This window comes from Mesorhizobium sp. M1E.F.Ca.ET.041.01.1.1 (genome assembly GCF_003997355.1).
GTDB lineage: Bacteria > Pseudomonadota > Alphaproteobacteria > Rhizobiales > Rhizobiaceae > Mesorhizobium.
In genome coordinates, this window is sequence record NZ_RZSL01000406.1 from 1 (window position 1) to 5,700 (window position 5,700).

Sequence of the window (5,700 nt, forward strand, 5' to 3'; positions counted from 1 at the left end):
GCGCCGACGCCGGTGCCAGTCACCCCCATCCCCGAGCTGCGCTCGGGACCTCCCCCATCGAGGGGGAGGTAACGCCGGCGCCAGTTCCTTCGCCTTCAACGCAGCCTGCACCGCCTCCGCTCTCCGCCGGCAAGGTGACGGTCGCCAAAAAGGTCGAGCAGAAGGCCGAGCCGCAGAAGGCGCCGGAACCGGCGGCGAGACGCTCCTGGTTCCAGCGCATGCGGGACGGGCTCGCCCGTTCCTCGCGCGAGCTCACCGGCAACATCGCCGGCGTCTTCACCAAGCGCAAGCTGGACGAGGACACGCTGCAGGACCTGGAGGACGTGCTGATCCGCGCCGATCTCGGCGTCGAAACGGCGCTGCGCGTCACCGATTCGCTCGCTTCCAGCCGCTACGGCAAGGATGTCTCCGACTCGGAAGTCCGCGCCGTCATGGCGGCGGAGGTGGAAAAAGTTCTAACTCCGGTCGCCAAGCCGCTCGAGCTCGACCTCAGCCACAAGCCGCATGTCATCCTGGTCGTCGGCGTCAACGGCACCGGCAAGACCACGACCATCGGCAAGCTGGCGGCCAAGCTGACCGAAGGCGGGCTTTCGGTGATGCTCGCCGCCGGCGACACGTTCCGCGCCGCCGCGATCGAACAGTTGAAGATCTGGGGCGAGCGCACCAAGTCGCCGGTCGTCGCCTCCAAGCTCGGCGCCGATGCCGCAGGCCTCGCCTATGACGCCTTCGAGAAGGCGAAAGAGGCGGGCTCGGACGTGCTGATCATCGACACCGCCGGGCGGCTGCAGAACAAGACCGAGCTGATGGCGGAGCTGGAAAAGATCGTGCGCGTGCTGGGCAAGCTCGATCCGGAGGCGCCGCACACCGTGCTGCAGACGGTCGACGCCACCACCGGCCAGAATGCGCTGAGCCAGGTCGAGATCTTCCGCAATGTCGCCGGCGTCAACGGCCTGGTGATGACCAAGCTGGACGGCACGGCGCGCGGCGGTATTCTGGTGGCGATCGCCGCCAAGCACAGATTGCCGGTCTATTTCATCGGCGTCGGCGAGCAGGTCGACGACCTCGAACCGTTTTCCGCCAGCGAGTTCGCCCGGGCGATCGCCGGCGTGGCTTGACCAAGGCGTGATCTGCCCGGAGCCGCCTGCTTTTCGGCCAGATCATGCGCAAGAAGGACTTTTATGAACATCATCGAACGCGACCCGTCCGATCCGCGCCGCAAGCCGCTCAATCCCGGCTTGAAGTTCCTGCTCGAGCTGGGACCCGGCCTGGTGTTCTTCTTCACCACGATCCGCGGCGAATGGCTGGCCGGAAAATTCCCGATCCTCGCCCATCTCGGCGAACCGATCCTGATCGCCACCGCGTTTTTCATGGTGGCGACGGCGCTCTCGCTCAGCGTGTCGTGGGCACTGACACGCAGCCTGCCGCTGATGCCGCTCGCCTCGGCGGTCATCGTGTTCGTGTTCGGCGCGCTCGCTCTGTACCTGCAGGACAAGACCTTCGCCTTCATGAAGCCGACCATCATCAACGCGCTGTTCGGCGTCACGCTGCTCGGCGGGCTGGCCTTCGGCAGGCCGCTGCTCGGCTATGTGTTCGATTCGGCCTTCCAGCTCGATGCCGAAGGCTGGCGCAAGCTGAGTTTCCGGTGGGGGCTGTTCTTCCTGTTTCTGGCCGTGCTCAATGAGGTTGTCTGGCGCAATTTCTCGGAAGCGACCTGGCTATATTTCAAGGTCTGGGGCACGATTCCCATCACCTTGCTCTTCACCTTCAGCCAGATGCCGCTGATCATGCGCCATTCGCTGGAGGAAAAAGCCAAGGAAGAGAACGCCGGCAAGTAGAGCAATTCCAGGAAAAGTGCTCAACGGTTTTCCGTTCGGAATTGCGTCAGGATAAAGAGCAATTCCAGGAAAAGTGCACAGCGGTTTTCCGTTCGGAATTGCGTGAAGACAGGGGGACGGGATGGAATTCCTCACCACGCGCGACGAGCTGAGGACGATCTACAAGACGCCCCGACCGACCGACGGCTCGATCCGCAAGGAGCTCAAGGCGCTCGACGGCCACTGCCGCTCCTTCATCGGCAAGAGCCCCTTCGTGCTGATCGGCTCGTCGGACGGCGTCGGCAATGCCGATGTGACGCCGAAGGGCGACAAGCCCGGCTTCACCGCCATCCTCGACCAGAACACCATCGCCATTCCCGACCGTCCAGGCAACAACCGGCTGGACACGCTGGAAAACATCATCCGCAATCCGTCCGTCGGGCTGCTGTTTCTCATTCCCGGCATGAACGAGACGCTGCGCGTCAACGGCGACGCCCGCATCACCATCGATGCCGGCCTGCGCGAGCGTCTGGCTGTCGACGGCAAGGAGCCGCAGAGCGTCATCGTGGTGACGGTCAAGGCCGCCTACATGCATTGCGCCAAGGCCTTCATGCGCTCCGAGCTGTGGAAGCCGGAGACCTGGTACGACCGCGCAACGCTGCCGACGCTCGGCCAGATCATCCGCGACCAGCTCGCGCTGGCCGAGAGCGCCGGAGAGATCGACCGCGAGCTGGACGACGATTACAGGCAGACCATGTGGTAGCATTCGGAACGACTCACCCGTTCCGTCCGGCTGATCCCCTTGATCGATATCCTCGCCATTTCCGGCAGCCTGCGCGCCGCCTCGACCAATTCGGCCCTTGTCGCGGCTTTAGCCGCCAATGCGCCGGCGGATTGCCGCGTCACTGTCTATAACGGACTCCACCGCTTGCCGATCTTCAATCCGGACGAGGAGGGCGAGCGGAGTCCTGGCGAAGCCGCCATCCTGATCGATGCCCTCACCCGCGCCGACGGCGTCATCGTCTCCTGTCCGGAATATGCGCATGGCGTGCCGGGCGGCATGAAGAACGCGCTCGACTGGCTGGTGTCGCGCGATGCCGCGGTCGGCAAGCCGGCGATGCTGGTGCACGCCTCGCCGCGCTCGCTCTATGCCCGGGCGGCACTCGCCGAGATCATGCGCACAATGTCCTTTGCGCTTTACGAGGACGCCGCACTCGAGATCGCGCTGCTCGGCAAGAAGCCGCCGGAGATCGAGGCGATCCTGGCGGAGCCGGCCAACCGGCAAGCGATGCGCGAGGCGGTTCAGAGCTTCGCCGCCTTCATTCGCGCCCGCTGAGCGGCGGCCATCGGCTACCGCTGCGTTCCTTCGCACCCCCCCTCTGTCCTGCCGGACATCTCCCCCGCAAGGGGGGAGATTGGATGTCATTTCTGCTTTTGCAAATCGCCAAATGTCGTAAGAAGAGCGCCGCAAACGAAGCTGCCGATCTCCCCCCTTGCGGGGGAGATGCCTGGCAAGGCAGAGGGGGGTGCTGTCCCGCCAACATCCGACATCTTCAGGTTTGCCTCAGCCCCCGAGATCCGCGTGGCGGTATGCGACGATCACCCTCAATACGTCTTCGCCCCGTTCACCATCAGCCAGACCACATAGAGCGACGTGGTGCCGGCGATATAGAGGCGGTTGCGCTTGGCGCCGCCGAACACGCAGTTGGCGACCACTTCCGGCACCTTGATCTTGCCGATCAGCGTGCCGTCAGGATCGTAGCAATGGACGCCGTCGGCGGCGCTCGTCCAGATGCGCCCGCTTTCGTCGAGCCGAAAACCGTCGAACAGGCCGGCCGTGCAGTCGGCGAAGACCTTGCCGCCCGAGATCTTCTTGCCGGCCTTGCCGACATTGAAGACGCGGATATGCGCCGGGTTCTTGGCGCCATGCGTTCGGCCCGTGTCGGCGATATAGAGCAGGCTTTCGTCGAGCGAGAAGGCGAGCCCGTTGGGCCTGACCATGTCGGTAATGACGGCGTCGATCTCGCCCGTGCCGGGATCGACCCGGTAGACATTGCAGGCGCCGATCTCGCTCTCGGCATGATCGCCTTCATAATCGCTGTCGATGCCGTAGGCCGGATCGGTGAACCAGATCGAACCGTCGGAGCGGACCACGACGTCGTTGGGCGAGTTGAGCCGCTTGCCGCGCCATTTGTCGGCGATGGTGATGATGGACCCGTCATGCTCGGTGCGGCTGACGCGCCGGCCCGAATGCTCGCAGGTGAGAAGCCGGCCCTCCCGGTCGACGGTGTTGCCGTTGGAATTGCCGGAGGGCTGGCGGAAGACGCTGACGCTGCCGTCGGTCTCGTCGTAGCGCAGCATGCGATTGTTGGGGATGTCGGACCAGACCAGGTAGCGGCCGGCGGCGAACCAGGCAGGGCCTTCCGCCCAGCGGCATCCGGTGAACAGCTTCTCCACCCGCTCATTGGCGTTGACCAGCCGCGAGAAACGCGGATCGAGAACTTCATAGTCGGCGGCCGTCATGCTTTTCCTCCCGGCATTCACGTGCGCATGAAGGACGCGCGACGCTGTGGGGCGATCAAGCCAGCCGGCGAGCAATCTGGCAAGATCGACGATGACACTTCACCCGTATCTTGTGTTTTGTCACGACGACCTGTGGGGCCGACATGCGGGTAACGGCCGGTTAACCGGCTATGCGCTGGTTGCAATGGTGCATTGCAACATCTTTCTTTTGCAATGCACCATTCCTATGTCATGCTCGCAATCGATCAAGGGAGGAACAAACCCGCCGCAGGAATGCGGCAGCAAAGGAACCTCGTCATGATCTTCGACAACATCGTCTCCCGCGCTCGCACCAACATCGCCAAGCGCCGCCAGTACAACCGTCTCGTCGCCGAAATTGAGAACCTGTCGAGCCGTGATCTCGCCGATCTGCGCGCCGACCGCTCCGAGATGCTCTACCAGATCCACAAGCAGATCTACGGCTGAGCCACCCGGCGCGAGGCCTGACGGCGCGGTGAGATTCAGGTCAGGCCGAGTCGAAAATGGTGGTTTCCGAGAACCGGAGCGGAGCGTACTCTAAAGTACGTGAGCACGCGCATGACCCCGAAAATCGAGAACGATTTTCGGAAAGGATCATGCGCAAAATCAAAAGTGCTACAGCGTCCTTTGCGCGTCCGAACGGACGCGCGGCGCTGTAGAAGCGCAGGAAGCCGCCATTTGCAGGCCGGCCTCACCTGAATATCAATGCGCCGTCAGCGCTTTCTCGATCTGCGGCAGCAGCAGATCCCTCGCCGATTCCGGCGTCAGCGGCCCGACATGCTTGTAGGCGATCTTGCCGTCCTTGCCGATGACGAAAGTCTCCGGCACGCCATAGACGCCCCAGTCGATCGCGGCTCGGCCGGCCGGATCGACCCCGATCGCCTGGTATGGATTGCCGAGATCGCCGAGGAAGCGGCGGGCGTTTTCCGGCTCGTCCTTGTAATTCAGCGCGGCAAGCGTGAAGCGCTTGTCCTCAGACAGCCCCAGCAGCACCGGATGCTCTTCCCGGCACGGCGCGCACCACGACGCGAAGACGTTGACCAGCGTCACCTTGCCGGCGAAGGCTTTCGAATCGAGGCCCGGCAGGCTCGTCCCCTCCAGCGGCGGCAGATTCGTCTGCGGCGCCGGCAAGCCGATCAGGGCCGAGGGAATTTCCGACTCGTCGCGGCCGGACAGGAGCTGTGAGAGAAACAGCCCCGCCAGGCCCAAGAAGACCAGCAGCGGCAAGAGCACGAACAGGCGGCGGCGCGGCGGCGACGGCATTTTCGTTTCGACGCTCACGGCTTCATCGTCCCGGCCTTGTCGGAGCGGCGCCGCACGCCGGAGGCTTCGAGCGCTGCAAGAT

Annotated in this window: 7 protein-coding genes; 5 read left to right on the forward strand and 2 right to left on the reverse strand. The window is 64.1% G+C overall.

What is annotated here, in order from left to right; genetic code table 11:
• From ftsY to EOA38_RS26070, 4 genes are all read left to right on the forward strand, one after another.
• Positions 1 to 1,115, forward strand: a 1,115-nt coding sequence (gene ftsY / locus EOA38_RS26055; protein ID WP_245480920.1) for a signal recognition particle-docking protein FtsY, incomplete at its 5' end; no start/stop codon positions are given.
• A 63-nt stretch (positions 1,116 to 1,178) separates the two neighbouring features.
• Positions 1,179 to 1,835 carry a septation protein A gene (locus EOA38_RS26060; RefSeq protein WP_127300583.1) on the forward strand — a complete coding sequence of 219 codons (657 nt, stop codon included), beginning with the start codon at positions 1,179 to 1,181 and terminating at the stop codon, positions 1,833 to 1,835.
• A 121-nt stretch (positions 1,836 to 1,956) separates the two neighbouring features.
• Entirely contained in the window at positions 1,957 to 2,577 is a 621-nt protein-coding gene (locus tag EOA38_RS26065) for a pyridoxamine 5'-phosphate oxidase family protein (protein WP_127300584.1), read from the forward strand.
• Positions 2,578 to 2,616: 39 nt separating this feature from the next.
• Positions 2,617 to 3,150 carry an NADPH-dependent FMN reductase gene (locus tag EOA38_RS26070; RefSeq protein WP_127300585.1) on the forward strand — a complete coding sequence of 178 codons (534 nt, stop codon included), beginning with the start codon at positions 2,617 to 2,619 and terminating at the stop codon, positions 3,148 to 3,150.
• 269 nt (positions 3,151 to 3,419) lie between these two features.
• On the opposite strand, the gene EOA38_RS26080 is transcribed toward EOA38_RS26070, so the two are convergent.
• A complete protein-coding gene (locus tag EOA38_RS26080) occupies positions 3,420 to 4,337 on the reverse strand; it encodes an SMP-30/gluconolactonase/LRE family protein (RefSeq protein ID WP_127300586.1) in 918 nt (305 codons plus the stop codon).
• Positions 4,338 to 4,634: 297 nt separating this feature from the next.
• Here EOA38_RS26080 and EOA38_RS26085 point away from each other — a divergent pair, with 297 nt between their 5' ends.
• The gene (locus tag EOA38_RS26085; protein ID WP_126091175.1) at positions 4,635 to 4,802 is read left to right on the forward strand and encodes a hypothetical protein; all 168 of its coding nucleotides are present in this window, start codon (positions 4,635 to 4,637) and stop codon (positions 4,800 to 4,802) included.
• A 255-nt stretch (positions 4,803 to 5,057) separates the two neighbouring features.
• On the opposite strand, the gene EOA38_RS26090 is transcribed toward EOA38_RS26085, so the two are convergent.
• A complete protein-coding gene (locus EOA38_RS26090; protein WP_127300587.1) occupies positions 5,058 to 5,636 on the reverse strand; it encodes a DsbE family thiol:disulfide interchange protein in 579 nt (192 codons plus the stop codon).
• Between the last annotated feature and the right edge of the window lie 64 nt (positions 5,637 to 5,700).

Coding starts and splice junctions, on each gene's coding strand:
- EOA38_RS26060 (WP_127300583.1), top strand. CDS start 1,179: ATGAACATCATCGAACGCGACCCGTCCGATCCGCGCCGCAAGCCGCTC.
- EOA38_RS26065 (WP_127300584.1), top strand. CDS start 1,957: ATGGAATTCCTCACCACGCGCGACGAGCTGAGGACGATCTACAAGACG.
- EOA38_RS26080 (WP_127300586.1), bottom strand. CDS start 4,337: ATGACGGCCGCCGACTATGAAGTTCTCGATCCGCGTTTCTCGCGGCTG.
- EOA38_RS26085 (WP_126091175.1), top strand. CDS start 4,635: ATGATCTTCGACAACATCGTCTCCCGCGCTCGCACCAACATCGCCAAG.